We start from the raw sequence: 19,972 nt of genomic DNA on the forward strand, positions 1-19,972 counted from the left end.
TGAGTTTCCCGAAAAGCCGCTTGTATTTGTTACAGCGGCTTTTCTTATTAATAGGCCTTCAAGAACGAAGGTAAATTGTTGGAGAAATCTTATGTCTCGTCGTCGGGTTGTAGTCACAGGAATGGGAATGGTGACACCCCTTGGCAATAATGTGAAAGATACGTGGGATAATATATTGGAAGGTAAAAGCGGTGTATCGGAGATCACCTCTTTTGATCCTAGCCAATTTTCCACTCGTTTTGCGGCTCAGGTAACTGATTTTGATGCCACTCAATATATGAGTGTTAAAGAAGCCCGCAAAATGGATCTTTTCATTCAATATGGTATTGCAGCCACTGTGCAAGCATTAGAAGATGCCAATTTAAATGCTGAAACAGCAAATTTAAATCGTGTTGGTTGTGCTATCGGTTCTGGCATCGGCGGTTTGCCAATGATTGAAAAAAATCTCGAACTATTGAATGAATCTGGTCCAAAGCGTATTTCTCCATTTTTTGTTCCTGGCGCGATTATAAATATGATTTCTGGTCATGTTGCCATTCGCTTTGGCTTTAAGGGCCCCAATATTTCTATTGTGACTGCTTGTACTACAGGTACTCATAATATTGGTATGGCTGGGAGAATGATTTCCTATGGCGACGCTGATGTGATGATTGCTGGCGGTGCTGAAATGGCCATTACACCATTAGGTATTGGTGGCTTCGGTGCAGCAAGAGCATTATCGACACGTAATGATGATCACAAAACAGCAAGTCGTCCATGGGATAAAGACCGAGATGGTTTTGTAATGGGAGATGGCGCAGGTATTTTAGTTTTAGAAGAATATGAGCATGCGGTTGCTCGTGGTGCAAATATTTATGGTGAATTGATTGGTTTTGGTATGAGTGACGATGCTCATCATATGACCGCTCCTCCAGAAGGAGGGGAAGGTGCAGAGTCAGCAATGCGGGCAGCTTTGAGTGATGCTAATTTAACACCACAAGATGTTGATTATATTAACGCCCATGGTACCTCTACACCTGCAGGTGACCTTGCAGAAACCCAAGCTGTTAAATCTTTAATGGGGGAAGACGCATCGGATGTGGCTATTAGTTCAACTAAATCTATGATTGGGCATTTGCTTGGTGCTTCGGGGGCAGTCGAGTCTATATTTTCGATTTTAGCTATTCGTGACCAAGTCGCACCACCAACCATTAATTTGGATGAGCCTGGTGAAGGTTGTGATCTAAATTATGTTCCAGGAACACCGCAAAAACGTAAGATCGATGTTGTTTTAAATAATTCGTTTGGTTTTGGTGGAACGAATGGCACTTTAGTGTTTAAGAAAGTGTCGTCATGATGACTAGGTGGACGGTTTATCTGCCCACCTGAGTTTGTTTATTAATGGATTTGAGTTGGTGTGCCTCGTAATGCACTAATTTCTTTTGATATATCATAGCTTTTGTTTTGGTTGTCTAGTTCATATAAATGATCTTCTAGCTGCTGATACAGAGCAATTTCCTCGTCACCTAGAAAGTGCAGGCATTCGCCACCCACGAACCATAATAATTCTCTCTTTATAAGAGGGACCAGATTTGCGTAGCAACGAATGAAACGTGATAATACTTTTTGTGCATCGAAAGTGTAGTCATGGGTATTGCTCTGGATCTTTTTTGTCAGATCATCCCACTTTTCCAAGAAGTCTATTTCTTCTTCCGCTAGATCTGGTTGATTAAACGGTGCGTGCTCTGAGATGCGCAGGCGTAAATCGGCAAAAGCATCAAGTATGTATTGTGTGCGTGATTCCACGTAAAACCCTATTCATGTAAGTAACTATTTAATCGGCAATTGCCGTAAGAGCTTCAATTATGACATATGCAATCGAAATTAGTGACCTTAAAAAGCGCTATGATAGTGGCTTTGAAGCACTAAAATCTATCGATTTAAAAGTTGAAAAAGGAGATTTCTTTGCGTTACTCGGCCCAAATGGAGCGGGCAAGTCTACCACCATTGGTATTTTGTGTTCGTTAGTAAATAAAACTTCGGGCAAGGTGTCTATTTTTGGTACGGATATAGATCAAGATTTTGCTAGAGCCAAGAAATATCTAGGCGTTGTTCCTCAGGAATTCAATTTCAATGTTTTTGAGACCGTGTTTAACGTAGTGGTCACACAAGCAGGTTTTTATGGGATTAGTCGCGCTGTTGCTGAAGAACGTGCTGAAAAGTATTTAAAGCAACTTGACCTATGGGATAAACGGAATGATCAGTCTCGTATGTTATCTGGAGGTATGAAGCGGCGTTTAATGATCGCAAGAGCTTTGATTCATGAACCAGAAGTGCTTATTTTAGATGAGCCCACAGCTGGGGTTGATATTGAGCTTCGTCGCTCTATGTGGGAGTTCATTAAGAAATTAAATGAGCAGGGCACAACTATTATCTTAACAACTCATTATCTTGAAGAAGCAGAGCAATTGTGCCGAAACATTGCCATTATCAATGCTGGTGAGATAGTTGAAAATACGAGTGTTAAGGCTTTGTTAAAGACACTCAACCAAGAAACTTTTATTTTAGATCTAGATACTAACTTACCGGATAATTGGAGTTTGCCTGAATTCAATATATCGATTAGCAATGATGCAAGTACGATCGAAGTGGAAGTAATAAAAGGGCAGTCTATCAATGCCATTTTTAAAGCGCTTGATGACGTATCTGTCAATGTAGTCAGTATGCGTAACAAGTCTAATCGACTCGAAGAACTCTTCGTTAAATTAATTAAAGGCTAGATAGATGAAAAATTCGGAAATTTGGATCGCTTTTTATACGATTTTAGTAAGAGAAATTCGTCGCTTTACTCGTATTTGGCCACAAACATTGTTACCACCAGCTATTACAATGAGCTTGTATTTTGCTATTTTCGGCAATTTGATTGGTAGTCGAATAGGTGAAATGGGTGGTTTTAGTTATATGCAGTATATCGTACCGGGGTTGATTATGATGTCTGTTATTACTAACTCTTACTCAAATGTTTCATCGTCGTTTTTTTCTGCGAAATTTCAGCATAGTATCCAAGAGCTACTGGTTTCTCCAACACCAAATTGGGTGATTTTGCTTGGCTATACACTTGGCGGTGTTGCTCGTGGTTTGTGTGTTGGCTTAATAGTGACGGTTCTATCATTATTTTTTACTCACTTAGCGCTAGAGAATTTATTCCTAACGATCTTAGTTGTGTGTTTGACCGCGGTAATGTTCTCACTTGGTGGTTTTGTTAACGCAATTTTTGCCCGAAGTTTCGATGATGTTTCTATTGTTCCAACATTTATTTTAACGCCGCTTACCTATTTAGGTGGGGTGTTCTACTCCATCGATCTGCTGCCAGATTTCTGGCAATCTGTGTCGTTATTAAATCCTGTTCTTTATATGGTGAATGCGTTCCGTTATGGGGTTTTGGGTGTTTCTGACATAAATGTTTATTGGGCACTCGTCATTGTGTCTGCATTTATTGTAGTGCTATTTAGTATTGGTCTACGTTTGCTCAATCAGGGCAAAGGTATTAGAAATTAAGGTTGTGATATATGGGCTTTTTACCCTTAGGTCAGCAAACAGAATATGTTTCTGAGTACGATGCAGGGTTGCTTTACCCCATTGCAAGAGTTGATAAATGGACTGAAATGGCAATTGAATCTGAGCGTCTACCATTTTATGGTGAGGATGTTTGGAATGCCTATGAATTGTCATGGTTAAATAAGAAAGGAAAGCCGATTGTAGCTTTGGCTGAATTTCGTTTACCTTGCGATTCGCCAAATATTATCGAATCTAAATCATTTAAATTATATTTGAATTCATTAAATCAAATGCGCTATGAATCAATGGAAGAAGTGCAGTCCATATTGGAACGTGATCTGTCTAGTGCTGCAGGAGCTAAGGTTACGGTTATTATCCGTGATGTTGACTCGATGGCTTCATTGGTCGTTTTGACACCAGATTATTGTATCGATGAGGTAGATGTAGATATAACCGAATATCATCCTAATGCAAATTTGTTAGACACAGATTTATCAGCAGGGATCGTTGAGGAAAGGTTAGTGAGCCACCTTTTAAAATCGAACTGCCCTGTGACCAATCAACCTGATTGGGGCTCGGTTTTTATTGACTATAAAGGGCCGAAAATCAACCATGAGAGTTTGTTAAAGTATGTCGTTTCTTTCCGTGAGCATACGGATTTTCATGAGCAATGCGTTGAGCGAATTTTCATTGATATTATGCGTCAGTGTAAGCCAGAAAGTTTAACTGTCTATGCGCGTTATGTTAGACGCGGAGGGTTAGATATCAACCCTTATCGGTCAACGGCACCATTGGTGTTAGGTAATGATCGATTAACACGCCAGTAAAGTAACTCTTCGTTATTGGGGGTTATAAAACCGCATGATTTTCATTATGCGGTTTTTTTATTTTCTTGCCTAAATGTAGAGCCACCATAGCAGGCTAACGACACAGAAAGACATAGGTAAAGAAATAAGAATCATCAGTGCAATTTCATCAATCGGTCCTTGATATTTATTGGCAAGCATATAGCTAATAACGGCTACGGGCATGGCATTAAGGACTATCAGTACAGATGCTTCCAATTGATTAAGAGGGAAAATAGAGACAACAGCACATGCACTTATTGCGCCGACAAAAGGCCGGAATAATGAGAGTAACGTGGCACGACCTATCTTACTGTTTTCTTTAACTGACAAGCTACTAATAGACTTGCCAAGAAGTAAGAGCATTATTGGCAGAGTGATATGGCTAAGCATATTTAAGGTGCCCATAATGGGGGTAGGTAAATTGATCCCTAAGCTTAAAAAAAGTCCTCCAACTAGAAGATAAATGACAGTGCCGTTTTTTAACAATTGCTTAGGTTGATAGGATCCAGACATAAAACCAACGCCTAAAGTAAAATGGCTAATTTGGACAACAGATGAAATTACGACCGCTATAGCCATACCTTCTTCACCAAATAGTGCGTAGGCGACAGGAAGGCCAAGATTGCCCGTATTTGGGTTTACTAGAGGTGGTAAGTAATAACGAGTAGGCAAATTTAAAGTCTTTAGAAAAATAAACGAAATGACTGAAACTAAAGTTAAGATCAGGATCGTCGCAATGATGATGCTGAGCATGCTAGAAGCCTGCATTTGTATCGATAATATGGAATGCAGCATTAATGCTGGCAATCCTATATTTGAAACCAAAGCACCTAATGAGGGATTTTCCAAATAACGTGTTTTTTTACCAAGAAAAAAGCCAAGAGCAATAATTAATAAAATAGGGATTAGTGAGTTGGCTAAGGCCGATAGCATAAAAGTCCTTAGGAGATCATATTCAGTTTGAGGATGATTTACTTAAATAGTAAAGGCGCTCATTAAGTATTGCACCAATGCTTTTACTCTTAGGCTGATGTTTCTTGATTGTGGATACAGTAACGTGACATCAGAATTTGGGAGCCGCCAATCTGGTAATAATTCAATTAGATGATGAGAGCGTATTTCGTTTTCAACATAGTAGGCTGGTTGCCTTGAAATTCCAGTTCCTTCCAACGTCGCTTTTTTGACTACGTGCCCATTGGTGCATTTAAGCTTTCCATGAACAGGAAGCTCGTACTTTTCCTCGCCGTTGATATGAGAGAATGACCACCTTTTGACCGAACCATTGATTAATGAGTGGTCCAACAAGTCTTTTGGGCTTACGAGTGTAGGCATGGTTTCAATATAGGCTGGACTGGCAACAAGATAATTCTTGTAGCTGGTGAGTTTTCGGCCAATCAAATTAGAGTTACTTAACGCTCCCATACGGATGACTAGGTCATATTGGGATTCAATCAAGTCTTCTCTTGTGCTTGAAAAGCTGAGGTCTATCTCTATTTTCGGGTTTTTGTTCATGAAATCGATCAGAATTGGAGCCAGTATCGCTTCACCAAAAAGTCCACCCACAGAATTTACTCGAATTTGACCCCCAATACTTGAGTGGGCATTCTGCGCGGATGAAATGGCATACTCTAGTTGATTCATTCCTTGGCGTGAGAGCTGGTAAAAAGTTTCACCAGCGGGAGACAGTGACAATGAACGTGTTGACCGATGCAATAACTGGACGCCTAAATTTTTCTCTAGTCGACTGATAATTTGTGACATTCTGGCTCTTGAAATGTTGAGTTGCTCGGCGGCCTTGGTAAAGCTATGTGCTTCGACGACAGCAAGAAATTCTTTTATGCCTTCAGGTAACTGAGAGTTCATATTGTTAAGCTCTGTTAAACAATGAATTTAATGTATTGGTAATTATAAACAGTCCAAAGGTTCGTATAGTAGTGAAATGGGTGATTAAATAGTTTTTAAGGAGTTTTTGATGAAAACAAGAGTATTGGGTAAGACTGGCTTTGAAGTTTCTGAAATTGGATTAGGATGTTGGCAGCTTGGTAATGATTTTGGGCCAGTAGAAGATCAGGAAGCAAATGCAATACTGCAAACAGCACTTGATGAAGGCATCCATTTTTTTGATACGGCGGATGTCTATGGCGGTGGCTTGAGTGAAGAAAGAATAGGGCGATGGCGTAAAACGTTAACTAAACAGCCTATTATTGCGACTAAAGTTGGACGCAATGCCGAATTGTATCCAGATGGTTACAGCAAGGCGTCAGTGAAGAAGAGTTTGCAAGCTTCGGCACGGCGTCTTGGTGTAGAAGCGATAGACCTTGCTCAATTGCATTGTGTACCAAGGGATGTGTTATTTTCAGGTGATATATTGGCTTGGATGGAAGACTTGAAAAAAGAAGGCATTATTAAACACTTTGGAGCGAGTGTTGAAATGCTGGATGAAGCGACATTTTGTTGTGGGCATCCAGAATTGGCCAGTTTACAAATACTCTTTAATGTTTTTCGCCAAGATGCTGTTCAGTCTTTATTGCCTTTGGCCGAGAAAAATGATGTTGGTATTATTGTGCGCTTGCCCCTAGCAAGTGGATTGCTGACGGGTAAAATGACGGTCGATCATGTTTTTAATGAACAGGATCATCGCTCATATAACAAAGATGGTGCGGCATTTCATGTGGGTGAGACGTTTAATGGTCTACCCTTTGGAAAAGGGGTGGAGTTGGTAGAGGCGTTAAAAGAGAAATTACCTGCTGGGCAAAACATATTAGATGTATCTCTGCGCTGGATTCTAGATCAGCCGCAGGTTTCAAGTATTATTGCCGGCGCTAGTCGCTCTTCTCAAGTGATCAGAAATGCTGCTGCGTCTTCTTTATCTCCATTAAGTGAAGAGCTGCATGCATTATTATCTGAGTTTTATCGTCAAGAAGTAAGATCACACATCCGTGGTGGCATCTAAAATTGTAAGGTGAAAAAATGGCGCGATTAACAATCGCGCCATTTTGCTTTTTATCTATTTTAGGATCTGTTCAGCATGGGTTTTTGTTTTCACCTTGCCGATAATGTCTGAAATAACGCCATCTTCATTAATGATAAAAGTGGTTCTTACTGTTCCCATTGATTCACGCCCCATGAATTTTTTCAGTTGCCAAGTGCCATATAGTTCATGGACTTCTTTCTCTGTGTCAGCAATCAAAGGAAAAGGTAGGTCGTACTTTGCAATAAAGTTTTGGTGCTTTTTCTCCGTATCTGTGCTTATTCCAAGAACGACAAATCCTTGATCTAACAACGCCTGATAATTGTCGCGTAAGTCACAAGCTTGGGCAGTACAGCCTGGCGTATTATCTCTTGGATAGAAATATAGAACGACTTTTTTGCCTTTAAATTGGCTAAGTGTAATGGTGTCACCGTTTTGGTCTTTAGCACTAAAGTCAGGTGCTTTTTGTCCGATTTCAATTGTCATAAAATTTCTCTACTGTTCATTGAAAAAGTGAAAGAAAAATAGCTTGTCTAGCTTCTGATATTTGATAAACAGTAATTAGCTTAACAAGACAACAAAGAAAAATCCTCTAGAATACTGATTCTTGTGAATTTACTCCTGCTTTACGTCTGTCAATTATTGTTAAACCAGAGTCTGGACGGTACTATAGGCGCGCTTATATTTTTAACGGAGACTTGAAATGATCACAGGTAGTTTAGTCGCGCTTATCACTCCTATGTCACCTGATGGCGCTGTAGATACTAAAAAATTAGATGATCTTATTGAGTTTCATATTAATGAAGGGACTCATGGCATTGTTGCGGTAGGAACAACAGGCGAATCTTCAACGCTTACTCCAACAGAACATGCAAACGTTATTCGTCAGGTAGTCAAGACAGTGAATGGTCGTGTACCAGTCATTGCAGGTACTGGCGCAAACGCAACTCATGAGGCTATAGACTTAACTCGAAGTGCAAAAGAGGCTGGTGCAGACGCTTGTCTACTGGTCACTCCTTATTATAACAAGCCAACACAAGAAGGCTTGTTTCAGCACTTTAAAGCAATCGCCGACGCCGTTGATATCCCTCAGATTCTATATAATGTACCGGGCAGAACAGCCTGTGATATGCACAACGAAACGGTGATTCGTTTGGCATCGGTGAATAATATCGTTGGTATAAAAGATGCTACGGGGGATCTGGAGCGAGGGGAAGCATTAATCAACGCTTTGCCAGACGGTTTTGCGGTCTATTCGGGCGATGACCCAACCGCCGTTGCCCTAATGTTATTAGGTGGCAAAGGCAATATTTCTGTAACGGCGAATGTTGCTCCCAAGGCGGTAGCTCAAGCAGCGGAGCTTGCATTAGCTGGTAAAGCTGATCAAGCTCACTCAACAGACACAACCATTTCTTCGCTTCATAAGAATTTATTTTTAGAGTCGAATCCTATCCCTGTGAAATGGGCATGTAGCCAGTTGGGCTTATGTGAGGAGGGCATCCGACTGCCTTTGACGCCTCTTTCTGAACAATACCATGCGGCTGTTAGACAGGCCTTAATAGAAGCTGGAGTATTATTAGTATGAATAAATCAACGATGAAATTGGTGGGAGTAAGCTCGCTGACCATTTTACTATCAGGCTGTAGTACTTTTTTTACGGATCATTCAGTTGATTATCAAGAAGAAAAGGCGGTCAGTTCCACACTAGTGGTCCCAAAAGGCTCTGAGCCTTCTCAAGATGTCTTAGTGATACCAAATGAAGACAAGATTGCTGATTTAGAGCCGACTAAATCTTTTACTATACCGAGAGCGCCATTTGTATATTATCCTATGGTGGCCATTGATGTAGATGAACAAAGTGACCTTATGGTCTTCTCTGTACCTACCTCAAAGGAGCATGCCAAACGCATTGTAACCGATTTTCTTACCGCACTGCATGGTGCTGGTGAATCTGTTGCCTCTGAGACAGAGAATGAGATTGTGTCTGTGCCTTTTGATTTTCATCAGCAAGGTTGGTGGGCATCGTTGTGGAGCAGTATAACGAGAGTTTATCCTGCTCAAACGGCTTTCTTGTTTCAATTTAAAGAGCAGGGTGAAAAAACAGCCGTCAGTATACAATTTCGTGATGAGCAAAAAGATACAGAGCCAAGCGATTGGCTTAGCCCAGTTCAAAATGATGATGCTTACTCTGTAGCTGTTCGTCTATGGGGCGTGATGGGGCGTCAGTTGAAACAGTCTTCGGCTTATCTTTCTAACCTCAATGAGGAGTCTTCTTTCCCTATTTGGGTCGACCATCACGGAACTTTCGCTATATATCTGGGTAATAATGTTACAACTTCTGATGTTGAAGCTAAGCTATCAGCTGCTGATATGTATTTAATGCCAGGTGAAGATCATATGCTAGCACCAGTACCATCCGAAGATGTTGCACGAATTGGTGATGTTGTTGACTTTAGTATTCCGACTGGTAATGGTGAAAAGCAAAAACTATTTAATGTTCGTCGTCGTAACTTAGATGATGTTAGCTGGGATTTACGTGAGTATCACTACGAAATCTCGCATCAAAAAGTTGGCGATTTTTTAGTTATTGATGTTTCCAAGATGGATATGCCAGAAGTGGTTTCTTATCACTTAGCACAACGTTTTGTAAATTAAGTAAGTTTAACCCCTCATAAAAGAAAACTGGAGACCCTCCAATGGAAAAACGACAAGAGCTATATGCAGGTAAGGCAAAATCTGTATTTCGTACAGATGATCCTGACAAGATGGTTCTAGTATTTCGTGATGATACTTCTGCATTTGACGGCAAAAGAATTGAACAGCTTGATCGTAAAGGTATGGTCAACAACAAGTTCAATGCTTTCATCATGACAAAACTACAAGAAGCAGGTATTCCAACTCATTTTGAGAAGCTTTTAAGTGATACAGAATCATTGGTTAAGTGTCTTGATATGATGCCTGTTGAGTGTGTCGTTCGCAATGTTGCCGCCGGCAGTTTATGTCGTCGATTAGGTGTTGAAGAAGGTATTGAGTTGTCTCCACCAACGTTTGAGTTATTTTTAAAAAACGATGCTCTAGGAGATCCAATGATCAACGAGTCTCATGTTGAATCATTTGGTTGGGCGAAAGCAGCGGATTTAGCGAAAGCCAAAGAACTTACATTCAAGGTGAATGATGTATTAAAAGCGATTTTTGCTGAAGGTGGCATGATTCTAGTTGATTACAAGCTAGAATTCGGCCTATATAAGGGCGAGGTTTTATTAGGTGATGAGTTTTCTCCTGATGGGTGTCGTTTATGGGATGCCAAAACCAAAGAAAAATTGGATAAAGACCGCTTCCGTCAAGGCTTGGGCGGCGTAATTGAAGCGTACGAAGATGTAGGTCGTCGTATAGGTATCGATTTCGACGCCTAAGTGGATTAATGATTTAGTTCATGATGGAGGAACAATGTTCCTTCATCTTAGCCACGCAAGGATATACTTTGATTAATTTCCTCCCTGTTGCCATCGGCCTAAGATATGCTCGGGCAAAACGCTCCAATCACTTCATTTCTTTTATTAGTTTCTCTTCTATTGCAGGGCTTGCGCTCGGCGTCATGGTTTTAATCACGGTTTTGTCCGTGATGAATGGGTTTGATCGTGAGTTACGTCAACGTATTCTTGGTATGGTGCCTCAGGCGACTCTTTGGGGGAGCCCAGTCTTAGATGATTGGCAGGCAACGGCTAAGTTGGTTGAGAAAATGCCTAATGTGGTTGCTGTTGCACCACATACACAAGCTCAAGTCATGTTTCAATCTGGTCAGAGTGTTCATGGTGCGATACTCAATGGTATTGATCCTGAAATGGAAAAAAAAGTGTCAATCATTGGTGAAAATATGGCCTCAGGGTCATTAGATGCACTTAATAAGACGCATTTTGGTATCGTTCTGGGAGCTCAATTAGCACGGATGTTGCGTGTTGATATTGGCGACAAAGTCACCGCAATTCTACCTAAAGCTAATGTCTCCATTGCTGGTGTTGCTCCTGTCTTAAAGCGATTTACTGTCGTCGGAACTTTTGAAGTTGGGGCGGAATTAGACAGTAGTCTTGCTTATATTAATATAAAAGATGCGGCAAAATTAAAGCGTTATAAAGCAGGTGAAGTGGAAGCGCTTAGAATATCTTTTGATGATTTATTTTTAGCTTCAACTCGTATTTGGGATATTGCTCGTGCTGTGCCGGGCCAAAATAGGGTCAGTGATTGGACGCGAACTCATGGCAGTCTTTTTCAAGCGATAAAAATGGAAAAAACCATGATTGGCTTGTTGTTATTGCTGATTGTTGCTGTGGCTGCTTTTAATATCGTTTCGACTCTTGTTATGGTGGTGACAGATAAGCGTAATGATATTGCGATTTTAAGAACAATGGGGCTTACTTCCGGTCAGGTGATGTGGGTTTTTGTAGTACAAGGTATGTTTATCGGTATGTTAGGAACCCTGATAGGGGTTGTATTAGGCGTTACTTTGGCGCTTAACGTAAGCGAAATTATTGCTGCTTTACAGTCATTATTGAATGTTCAGTTTTTAAGTGCAGATGTTTATTTTATAAATTATTTGCCTTCTGAGCTTCTTTGGTCAGATGTGGAATTGATTGTGACTTCCGCCTTCATAATGACCGTTGCGGCTACGATTTACCCAGCATGGCGGGCCTCTAAAGTAGAGCCAGCAGAGGCATTGCGTTATGAATAATAGTGTTGTTTTAGAGTGCCGCTCATTATCTAAACAGTATCAAGATGGAAAGCAAACGATTGATGTTTTTCAGTCAATAGATCTCGCCCTAAATAAAGGACAAGCTTGTGCTATTGTTGGGTCATCAGGTTCAGGCAAAACAACCTTGTTGAACTTACTTGCAGGTTTGGACTTAGCGACCACTGGTGAAGTAAGTTTGGCCGGCGTTTCCTGGTCTAGCGTAAAAGATTCTAGACGTGCAAAAATGCGTAATAAAGAGATGGGATTTGTCTATCAATTTCATCACTTGTTGCCCGAATTTACAGCGTTGGAAAACGTATTGATGCCTATGTGGATAGCAGGCATGAATAAGAGAGAAGCAAAACTGCGCGGTGAAGAGTTACTGACTCAGGTTGGTCTAAAAGACCGTTTCAACCACAAGCCTTCGCAGTTATCTGGTGGTGAGCGACAACGAGTGGCTATAGCTCGGGCTCTGGCGAATCGTCCTGCTTGTGTTTTGATGGATGAGCCAACGGGTAACCTAGATGAGGCGACATCGTTAGAAATTCAGAACTTGATTAATGAATTAAAGACAACTTATGGCATGGCCTTTTTGGTTGTTACTCACGACGAAAAAATGCTGGACTGGATGGATTCGGCTTATCGGTTATCTCAAGGGGAACTACGGATTTTGAAGTAGTTTAGTGATCTAATGCCAATCTAAAAAAAGGGTCTGAGTTTTAACTCAGACCCTTTTTTTAGATTATTTGCTAATGTTACGTAGCTTTCGTTCTTTCCAGCGTCTTATGACATGTAATCGCCATAATATAATGATGGCTATGTAACTAATTGCACCAACAACCAGACCAGATACAATGGAGCCAGTATATAATGGTAGCCATATATGTTCCATTTTGTCCCAAATCCATTCCACGGAGAGTTGGAAGTCTTTTTCGCTGTGATAACCCAAAATTAACGAGCCTACTTTGTAGTTAAAGAAAAAAACAAAAGGCATGGTTAATGGGTTTGTAATCCATACAAGTGCGATAGACAAAGGGATATTTGCTCGTATAGGAATTGCTGTTAAAGCAGAAGCGAACATTTGAAAAGGCATTGGGATAAACGCCCAGAATAAACCGTTAAAAAACGCACGAGCAACCGATTTTCGGTTTAGATGCCATAAATTGGCTTCATAAATTTGCGAGCCAAGTAAGCCTAATGCCTTACTTTGTTTTAACTTTTCTGGGTTCGGGATGAATTTTTTAAGATAATTCTTCGGCATAATTGGGTAAAAAGTAGGTTAGCAATGTAAGACAAGGAGGTCTTATGCTACTAAGTAGTTTGTCCATATTGATGGGCGCCATATTGGTGCCGAGTGATTATTTGTGGGTTTATTCTACTCATATCGTAATCTTGTGTCTCTACTTAATATGGTCTAAGCGTTTATTAATTTTATTTTTCACACTTTTGTCCTTGGTTTGCGTTGTTGTCAGTGAATGGTTGCCTGATTCAGAAGTGCAATTTGCTGTGGGCGATGAACTGCTTATTGACTTTGATGAAAAAAAGATCATAAGTTCAACGTTAAGTGGTTCTGGTCGTTATTTACTTACAACAAGTCAACATATAAGTATTCAATTCTCTAGTTCTTCTGGTGACAGGACAGTACTCGATAATTTTACCCTCGAATTGAATGACAGCCAGAACCTTTTTCATGAGCGTGGCCGCGCTCTAACGAAAGCAACCATAACGAATGTATTGATAGCCGATAAACAAGGTTCTTGGTGGCAGCGTCGTCTATATATTAATCGACAATTAGCCCAGATTTCTCTTCGTATTTTAGACACATCCTCAATGCCAGAGGACGATGCAGTTTTTTCTTTTAGAAATCGAGTGGTTGCAAAGTTAGATCAAGCTCTGCAAGTGTTTAGCAGTTGGCGTTTTTCTAAGGCGCTGTTGATTGGTGACGATGATTTATGGAGTGATCGTGATACTTGGATGATTCGTACTCTTGGGTTGGCTCATCTTTTTGTGGTATCTGGCCTACATACGGGTTTTATGTTCGCCATTGGCTGTATTTTAAGCCGAATTATTTGGCAATGCTGTCCAAACCGAGTGATGCTTTCGAGCATTACGCGATGGTATTGTGACGCTTTAGTGATCATCCCATTATTATTTCTCTATGCCTACATGACTAATTGGGGAGAGCCTGTAATACGAGCATCGATAATGTTGGGATTATATTTATGTGCTCGTATGATGGCGATCAAAGTAACGGCCTACGGTATTATTACCTTCGCTCTGTGGTTGATACTTCTCTTTAATCCTCGATCAATCTTGAGCCCTGGTTTGTGGTTATCCTTTAGTATGGTTTATTTACTCATTGGCTATTGTCAGACCTCAACTAAGTTGATTCGGTTAATCATGTTGCAAGTAATGCTTAGTACCGTGTCGATGGTTTTGATATTGGGCTGGCAAGATGCAATCTCCATCGTTTCGATTTTTATAAACCTACTGCTGATTCCTTGTGCTGCCTTCATCTGGTTTCCATGGTGTTTAATGGCTTGCTTTGAGGTCTTGGTTATTGGCTCAAATTATTTTTATGCGTTATTAAATTGGTTTTTAGACTATCTGATGCTCTTTATTGAAAAGGTGGCTTTTGGTATGCCTTTGCTGGAGTTTGAGTCATTTTCATCGTCTATTCCAAAGTGGGTAATGCTGTTCTTAGTGGGCTATTGGGTTTACCAAAGTCCTTTAAAACGGGGAATGATTAGTCTATTGGGGATTTGGTGTGTTTTGTTTTCGTCAATGTTGTTTAAACCCACTGGGGCTGATTTTAGCATCCGTAATTACGATTATAAGTTAACTATGATGAAAGGGAATGAGGTTTTGCTGGTGGATTCATGGATCAGAGAAGATATTGAGCGTTTGCGGATAGGGCAATATATAAATCAGTTTCAACAAAGTGGTTACTTTATATCGCCATCCGACATATCAAAGCTTACAGCCAGAATGCTGTTAAATTATGACGTGGAGTGGGTAGTTTTAAAACAGCTGCCAACATTGCCCGTCATGGCGAGGTTGAATGCCCTGCAAGTAAATTGGCTTGTTCTTAAAAAAGGAGAAGTGCTAAATTTTTATTTTGATCATGCTGCTGTTTCACTTCGGCATTCTTCCTGTCTTTATTCATTTTTTCTCTTAAAATCTGACACTTGCAAACGTGTAGAAAAGTTAGAGAGTGTGTTAAATTACAGTCAAATTTAAAATGGAGAGCGAAGTGTTAGCCTTTATTCAAACTGGTGGTTTTTTTATGTGGCCATTAATGGCCTGTTCCATTCTAACGTTGGCTATTATCTTGGAGCGTTTTTGGACTCTTCGTAAATCGGCTGTTGCACCAAAAGATCTACTATCAGATGTGATGACGAGATTGCGTGATGACCGTATGACGATAGATTATATTCGTTCGATGCAAGCTAAATCAGGTTTGTCTTCTATATTTGCGGCGGGGCTTATTAACTCTAAACACGGGCGTGGTGCAATGAAAGAAAGCATTCAAGAAGCCGCTAGTCATGTGATTCATGAATTAGAACGTTTTATGAATACATTAGGTACGATTGCTGCCATATCGCCATTGCTTGGTCTTTTAGGAACGGTTGTTGGAATGATTAAAGTCTTTTCAGTTCTTATGGAAAGTGGTGCAGGCAATACTGCTTTGTTGGCTGGAGGTATCTCCGAAGCCCTACTCACAACCGCCGCGGGTTTAGGTGTTGCGATTCCAGCATTAATTTTTCATCGTTTTTTTAGTCGCAAAATTGATGAGCTAGTTGTGAGTATGGAACAACAATCTACTAAATTGATAGACTCGCTGCATGGTGATCGAGATAAATCAGGAGCAGCACAGTGAAGTTTCGCCGTCAAAAAATAGATGACGTGCAAATCAATTTAACGCCACTGATCGATGTCGTCTTTTTATTGCTTATTTTCTTTATGGTTAGTACCACGTTTAATCAAAGTACTGAGTTGACGATTGATTTGCCGACCGCAACTTCAAATGCTCCTAGTTCAGATCGCTCCAAGAATGTCGAACTAGTAATTACCGCTGATGGACAATATGTTATCAATGGGCAAACGCTAATAAATGAAAAAGTAAGCACACTTGTTCAAGGCTTGAAAGAGGTAATGGGAGGGGATTACTCGCGTCCGCTTATTATCACGGCTGACGCTAAAGCCTCATACGATATGGTGCTAAGGGTCTATGATGCGGCTGCAAGTCTTGGTATAACAAAGCTTGCTCATACAGCTCAAAAAGAGCCTGCCAAGTGAGTCTTGAGTCTTTATTTACTCGATCGTGGTACGCTCGTTGTGGGTGGACAAATGTATTTCGTCCACTGCAGCCTATGATAAAAAAAACGGTTCTGAAAAAAAGAGCACATTTTTTAGAACACCCCGAACAGTCCTATAAAGCCCCTGTTCCAGTTATAGTTGTAGGAAATATCACGGTTGGTGGAACCGGTAAGTCTCCAATGGTAGTGGCGTTATGTCAGCTACTAAAAGAGCAAGGCTATCGGCCAGGTATTGTTTCTCGAGGACATGGCGTCAAAGTTGAGGCACCAACATTTGTTTACTCTAATAGCTCTCCTAACAAAGTTGGAGATGAGCCAGTTATGTTGGTTCGACGCACTGCTTGTCCTATGGTGGTATTTCCAAAGCGAGACGAAGCGGTAAAATTTCTACTTTTGAATAGTGATGTTGACGTCATTGTGAGTGACGATGGTATGCAGCATTATCGGCTTAATCGAGATATTGAGATTGCCATGCTAGATGCTAACCGTGGTATTGGAAATGCTCAGTTGTTACCTGTTGGTCCTTTAAGAGAGCCGGTTGAGCGACTTCTTGATGTGGATTTTGTTTTCAGTGTTTCAAATCAGATGACTCATTCTCTTAAAAAGTTAAACTTACCTATACAGTTTGCTCCTCTTGTATCAACTCATCTAGAGTCTTTGGATGGCACAAAAAGCTTGAATTGTCATGATGCATTTTTTGCTGAGAAGAAGTGGCATGTCATGGCAGGAATAGGAAACCCTGAGCGCTTTAAAGATACGTTAAATCGGTTAGGTTTGCAGGCTTCTAATAGTACTTATCAATGGTTTGCTGATCATTATGAATTCAAAGCCGATGACATTCCTTCCCATGGATCGGTTATTATGACAGAGAAAGATGCGGTAAAGTGTCAGTCGTTGAAAATATCAAATTCTAATGTTTGGTATTTACCAGTTTCCTTAGCATTGCCTGACAGCTTTAAGGAAGCCTTTCTTAAAAAATTAAACTGTATAAAAAAAGTGGATAATTCCCATGAATAAAACTTTATTAGATATTCTTGTATGCCCAGTTACTAAAGCTCCTTTAACATTAAATGAAGATGGAACAGAGCTGATTAGTAAAATGGGCGGTATGGCGTATCCGGTACGTGATGGCATTCCGGTTTTATTAGAAAGCGAGGCTCGTACATTAACTACAGATGAACGTTTAGATTCAGGTTCTTCAAAGTGAAGTCGTATAAAATATTGACGGTGTGTTTGGGCAATATCTGTCGATCGCCCGCCGCTCAGGGTATTTTAGAACATATTGCGGCTCAGAATGAGCTATTTCTAGAGATCGATTCTGCCGGAACCGCTGCTTACCACGTGGGTAACCCACCAGACTCTCGTTCGATAAAAACACTTCAACGAGCCGGTATCGACATTTCTCAACAGAAAGCTCGTCAAGTAACCTCGGCTGATTTTAATAAGTTCGACTGGATTCTTGCTATGGACAGGGCTAACCTCGCTAACCTTAAGAAAATACAGCCCGAAAACAACAGAGCCAAATTGGTAATGTTCGGAGAATTTAATCGTCAAAGTGCATTCGGTGAAGTGGCAGATCCTTATTATGGTGGCGACGAAGGCTTCGAAACAATGAGACTCCATCTGAATGAAATTTCTGAAGCGTTTGTCCATTACCTCCAAACTAAAACAGAAGATTAAATCTGATAATGAAAATGCGATTTAACACCGAGGATGCTTTTGCCCTGCGCATTGAAAACTCCATTCAAGAAAACGTTTCTTTAACCAACTACAATACTTTTCGTTTTGACTATCTTGCCGAATATTTCGCTATTGCAGACAGTCTCGATGGGTTGAAAGCCTTGTTGGCTTGGGCAAAGCATTTCAAACAAGCGGTTACTATCATTGGTGGAGGAAGTAATTTACTGATATCTGCAGACATTACTGGCTTGGTGATCATTAATCGTTTGACTGGAATTAGTTCTAGAGAGCAAGCGGGTAACCTAGTTAGTTTAACGGTGTCTTCAGGTGAGAACTGGCATCAAGTCGTAAAGCATGTTGTTGAACAAGGTTGGTATGGAATTGAAAATCTCGCTTTAATTCCGGGGACGGCAGGTGCAGCCCCCGTTCAAAACATAGGGGCTTATGGTGTTGAAATAAAAGACGTTCTAGCTCGTGTCCAAGTGATTAATAGAAAGACGGGTGATGTTTACTGGATCAATGGGCGAGATTGCGGATTTGCTTATCGAGATAGTCATTTCAAAGGTCAATGGAAGGATTTGTTGATCATTACTTGTGTGGAATTGTCGTTAAAAAAACGTTCTGAATTGTTATTGAGTTATGGTGGATTGTCTGACCGTATAGAAGGAAAAGCGAGTCTACAGTCTGTGTTCGACACGGTTTGCCATGTTAGGAGTGAAAAACTGCCTGATCCATCCCTACTAGCAAATTCGGGCAGTTTCTTTAAAAATCCAATCGTTAATTCTGCACAGCATCATAAGCTAAAAGAGCAGTTCCCAAATCTAGTCTCATTTCCATTTGACGAAAACTTCAAATTAGCGGCGGGTTGGTTGATAGAGCAAGCCGGTTGGAAAGGAAAGCATTATCAAGGAGTGGGGGTTTACGACAAACAGGCTTTGGTTTTGGTAAATCATTCTGAAACCAAAGCTGTACCTTTGTTAGAACTAGAAGCCCAAATAAAACAGTCTATTTGGAATCGCTACGGTGTCAAACTGGAGCGAGAGCCTGTACAGCTGCCTTTGGAAACGGAGGAGCACTAATGAAAGTTGGTGTTATGGACTCTGGCGCAGGTGGGCTGACTATTCTAAATGCGATTAACCAAAAACATCCCTATCTAGATTTAGTGTATTTAGCGGATGATGCTTTTGCTCCCTATGGCAGTAAAAGTGTCGAGCAGCTAGAAGAACGACTGGTAAAAATTGCACGCTTCTTTGAGCATGAGAAGGTCAGCGCGATTGTTGTTGCCTGCAATACCGCCACGGTGGCTGCAATTGATGCATTGCGTGCCAGTACATCATTACCAATTATTGGGGTAGAGCCTGCGGTAAAGCCCGCTTTTCGTCTAAGCAAGAAGCGTCGGGTGGCGGTGTTAGCAACACCAGTAACCGCTCAGAGTAAACGTTTAAATCAATTGATTGAACTTTGGAAAGCGGACAGTCATGTTTCGATTATGTCCAGTTCTACTTTGGCTTTCGATATTGATGCTTGGCCGCAATCAAAAGATAAAGTGAGTGAAACGGTTCAGCAATTAAGCCAACAAATGATGGCTGAAAGTATTGATACTTTGGTGCTCGCTTGTACGCATTATCCACTGGTTAAAAATGTATTTGAGCAGTTTTTGGGTAGCGAATGCGAAATTATAGAGCCGAGTGAAGGAGTAACGGCTCAGTTGATTCGCCGACTCAAAGACTCTTATCCAGATGAAATGAGAATTTTGTTGGATCAAGATGTAGATAAACTTGGTCATATTGAGCTTTGTAGCTCTCTGGGCTTTCAGAATATGCCGCGTCTAGCTTCATGGGTGAAGTCTTCAAGTGTTATCAAAGAGCATAGGCATATATTGATTTAGTGC

General features: G+C 40.7%; 23 protein-coding genes. 18 read left to right on the plus strand and 5 right to left on the minus strand.

The genetic code is table 11. The features are described from left to right. Positions 1–91 precede the first annotated feature (91 nt). Positions 92–1,336: a beta-ketoacyl-ACP synthase II gene (gene fabF, locus C0J08_RS10575; protein WP_212656092.1), complete on the plus strand. Its 1,245-nt coding sequence runs from the start codon at positions 92–94 to the stop codon at positions 1,334–1,336. 41 nt (positions 1,337–1,377) lie between these two features. Here fabF and C0J08_RS10580 read toward each other — a convergent pair whose 3' ends face one another. Further along, a complete protein-coding gene (locus C0J08_RS10580; protein ID WP_212656093.1) occupies positions 1,378–1,785 on the minus strand; it encodes a PA2817 family protein in 408 nt (135 codons plus the stop codon). Positions 1,786–1,844: 59 nt separating this feature from the next. On the opposite strand from C0J08_RS10580, the gene C0J08_RS10585 reads away from it, so the two are divergent. Genes C0J08_RS10585 through queF form a run of 3 tightly spaced genes read left to right on the plus strand, consistent with a single transcriptional unit; the run spans position 1,845 to position 4,364 of the window. Next, on the plus strand, positions 1,845–2,759 hold the full coding sequence (locus C0J08_RS10585; protein ID WP_212656094.1) for an ABC transporter ATP-binding protein: 915 nt from the start codon (positions 1,845–1,847) through the stop codon (positions 2,757–2,759). A 4-nt stretch (positions 2,760–2,763) separates the two neighbouring features. Beyond that, a complete protein-coding gene (locus C0J08_RS10590) occupies positions 2,764–3,537 on the plus strand; it encodes an ABC transporter permease (RefSeq protein WP_212656095.1) in 774 nt (257 codons plus the stop codon). An 11-nt stretch (positions 3,538–3,548) separates the two neighbouring features. Then, positions 3,549–4,364: an NADPH-dependent 7-cyano-7-deazaguanine reductase QueF gene (queF, locus tag C0J08_RS10595; protein ID WP_212656096.1), complete on the plus strand. Its 816-nt coding sequence runs from the start codon at positions 3,549–3,551 to the stop codon at positions 4,362–4,364. Between the two features lie 69 nt (positions 4,365–4,433). Here queF and C0J08_RS10600 read toward each other — a convergent pair whose 3' ends face one another. Beyond that, positions 4,434–5,318 (minus strand): AEC family transporter, encoded by an 885-nt coding sequence (locus C0J08_RS10600; protein ID WP_212656097.1) that lies wholly within the window; start codon positions 5,316–5,318, stop codon positions 4,434–4,436. Between the two features lie 42 nt (positions 5,319–5,360). Continuing rightward, positions 5,361–6,248, minus strand: coding sequence for a LysR family transcriptional regulator (locus tag C0J08_RS10605; RefSeq protein ID WP_212656098.1), 888 nt, complete (start codon positions 6,246–6,248; stop codon positions 5,361–5,363). A 109-nt stretch (positions 6,249–6,357) separates the two neighbouring features. Between C0J08_RS10605 and C0J08_RS10610 the strand changes: the two genes are divergently transcribed. Next, positions 6,358–7,338 (plus strand): aldo/keto reductase, encoded by a 981-nt coding sequence (locus C0J08_RS10610; RefSeq protein WP_212656099.1) that lies wholly within the window; start codon positions 6,358–6,360, stop codon positions 7,336–7,338. A 54-nt stretch (positions 7,339–7,392) separates the two neighbouring features. Here C0J08_RS10610 and bcp read toward each other — a convergent pair whose 3' ends face one another. Then, complete coding sequence (bcp, locus tag C0J08_RS10615) at positions 7,393–7,842, minus strand: thioredoxin-dependent thiol peroxidase (RefSeq protein WP_212656100.1); 450 nt, start codon at positions 7,840–7,842, stop codon at positions 7,393–7,395. Positions 7,843–8,059: 217 nt separating this feature from the next. Here bcp and dapA point away from each other — a divergent pair, with 217 nt between their 5' ends. The 5 genes from dapA to C0J08_RS10640 all read left to right on the plus strand — a co-directional run bounded on the left by dapA (position 8,060) and on the right by C0J08_RS10640 (position 12,761). Next, positions 8,060–8,941 (plus strand): 4-hydroxy-tetrahydrodipicolinate synthase, encoded by an 882-nt coding sequence (gene dapA / locus C0J08_RS10620; RefSeq protein WP_212656101.1) that lies wholly within the window; start codon positions 8,060–8,062, stop codon positions 8,939–8,941. Beyond that, on the plus strand, positions 8,938–10,011 hold the full coding sequence (locus C0J08_RS10625) for a hypothetical protein (RefSeq protein ID WP_212656102.1): 1,074 nt from the start codon (positions 8,938–8,940) through the stop codon (positions 10,009–10,011). Before dapA ends, C0J08_RS10625 begins: the two co-directional genes overlap by 4 nt. A 41-nt stretch (positions 10,012–10,052) precedes the next feature. Next, entirely contained in the window at positions 10,053–10,769 is a 717-nt protein-coding gene (purC, locus tag C0J08_RS10630; protein WP_212656103.1) for a phosphoribosylaminoimidazolesuccinocarboxamide synthase, read from the plus strand. A gap of 68 nt (positions 10,770–10,837) precedes the next feature. Further along, complete coding sequence (locus C0J08_RS10635) at positions 10,838–12,082, plus strand: lipoprotein-releasing ABC transporter permease subunit (RefSeq protein ID WP_212656104.1); 1,245 nt, start codon at positions 10,838–10,840, stop codon at positions 12,080–12,082. Next, on the plus strand, positions 12,075–12,761 hold the full coding sequence (locus tag C0J08_RS10640; protein ID WP_212656105.1) for an ABC transporter ATP-binding protein: 687 nt from the start codon (positions 12,075–12,077) through the stop codon (positions 12,759–12,761). The genes C0J08_RS10635 and C0J08_RS10640 overlap by 8 nt, the downstream gene beginning before the upstream one ends. Before the next feature lie 63 nt (positions 12,762–12,824). On the opposite strand, the gene C0J08_RS10645 is transcribed toward C0J08_RS10640, so the two are convergent. Then, complete coding sequence (locus C0J08_RS10645) at positions 12,825–13,343, minus strand: DUF2062 domain-containing protein (protein ID WP_212656106.1); 519 nt, start codon at positions 13,341–13,343, stop codon at positions 12,825–12,827. A 44-nt stretch (positions 13,344–13,387) separates the two neighbouring features. Here C0J08_RS10645 and C0J08_RS10650 point away from each other — a divergent pair, with 44 nt between their 5' ends. The 8 genes from C0J08_RS10650 to murI are packed head-to-tail and all read left to right on the plus strand — an operon-like array spanning position 13,388 to position 19,969. After that, positions 13,388–15,322: a ComEC/Rec2 family competence protein gene (locus tag C0J08_RS10650; RefSeq protein ID WP_212656107.1), complete on the plus strand. Its 1,935-nt coding sequence runs from the start codon at positions 13,388–13,390 to the stop codon at positions 15,320–15,322. A gap of 13 nt (positions 15,323–15,335) precedes the next feature. Continuing rightward, positions 15,336–15,962 carry a MotA/TolQ/ExbB proton channel family protein gene (locus tag C0J08_RS10655; RefSeq protein ID WP_212656108.1) on the plus strand — a complete coding sequence of 209 codons (627 nt, stop codon included), beginning with the start codon at positions 15,336–15,338 and terminating at the stop codon, positions 15,960–15,962. Further along, a complete protein-coding gene (locus C0J08_RS10660) occupies positions 15,959–16,381 on the plus strand; it encodes an ExbD/TolR family protein (RefSeq protein ID WP_212656109.1) in 423 nt (140 codons plus the stop codon). Before C0J08_RS10655 ends, C0J08_RS10660 begins: the two co-directional genes overlap by 4 nt. Then, positions 16,378–17,418: a tetraacyldisaccharide 4'-kinase gene (lpxK, locus tag C0J08_RS10665; protein WP_212656110.1), complete on the plus strand. Its 1,041-nt coding sequence runs from the start codon at positions 16,378–16,380 to the stop codon at positions 17,416–17,418. The genes C0J08_RS10660 and lpxK overlap by 4 nt, the downstream gene beginning before the upstream one ends. Next, positions 17,411–17,608 (plus strand): Trm112 family protein, encoded by a 198-nt coding sequence (locus C0J08_RS10670; RefSeq protein WP_212656111.1) that lies wholly within the window; start codon positions 17,411–17,413, stop codon positions 17,606–17,608. The genes lpxK and C0J08_RS10670 overlap by 8 nt, the downstream gene beginning before the upstream one ends. Continuing rightward, complete coding sequence (locus C0J08_RS10675; RefSeq protein WP_212656112.1) at positions 17,605–18,081, plus strand: low molecular weight protein-tyrosine-phosphatase; 477 nt, start codon at positions 17,605–17,607, stop codon at positions 18,079–18,081. Before C0J08_RS10670 ends, C0J08_RS10675 begins: the two co-directional genes overlap by 4 nt. A gap of 8 nt (positions 18,082–18,089) precedes the next feature. Continuing rightward, positions 18,090–19,160, plus strand: a complete 1,071-nt coding sequence (gene murB, locus C0J08_RS10680) for a UDP-N-acetylmuramate dehydrogenase (protein WP_212656113.1) — start codon at positions 18,090–18,092, stop codon at positions 19,158–19,160. Further along, positions 19,160–19,969: a glutamate racemase gene (gene murI / locus C0J08_RS10685; protein ID WP_212656114.1), complete on the plus strand. Its 810-nt coding sequence runs from the start codon at positions 19,160–19,162 to the stop codon at positions 19,967–19,969. The genes murB and murI overlap by 1 nt, the downstream gene beginning before the upstream one ends. Positions 19,970–19,972 lie beyond the last annotated feature (3 nt).

This window comes from Marinomonas sp. CT5 (assembly GCF_018336975.1).
GTDB lineage: Bacteria > Pseudomonadota > Gammaproteobacteria > Pseudomonadales > Marinomonadaceae > Marinomonas.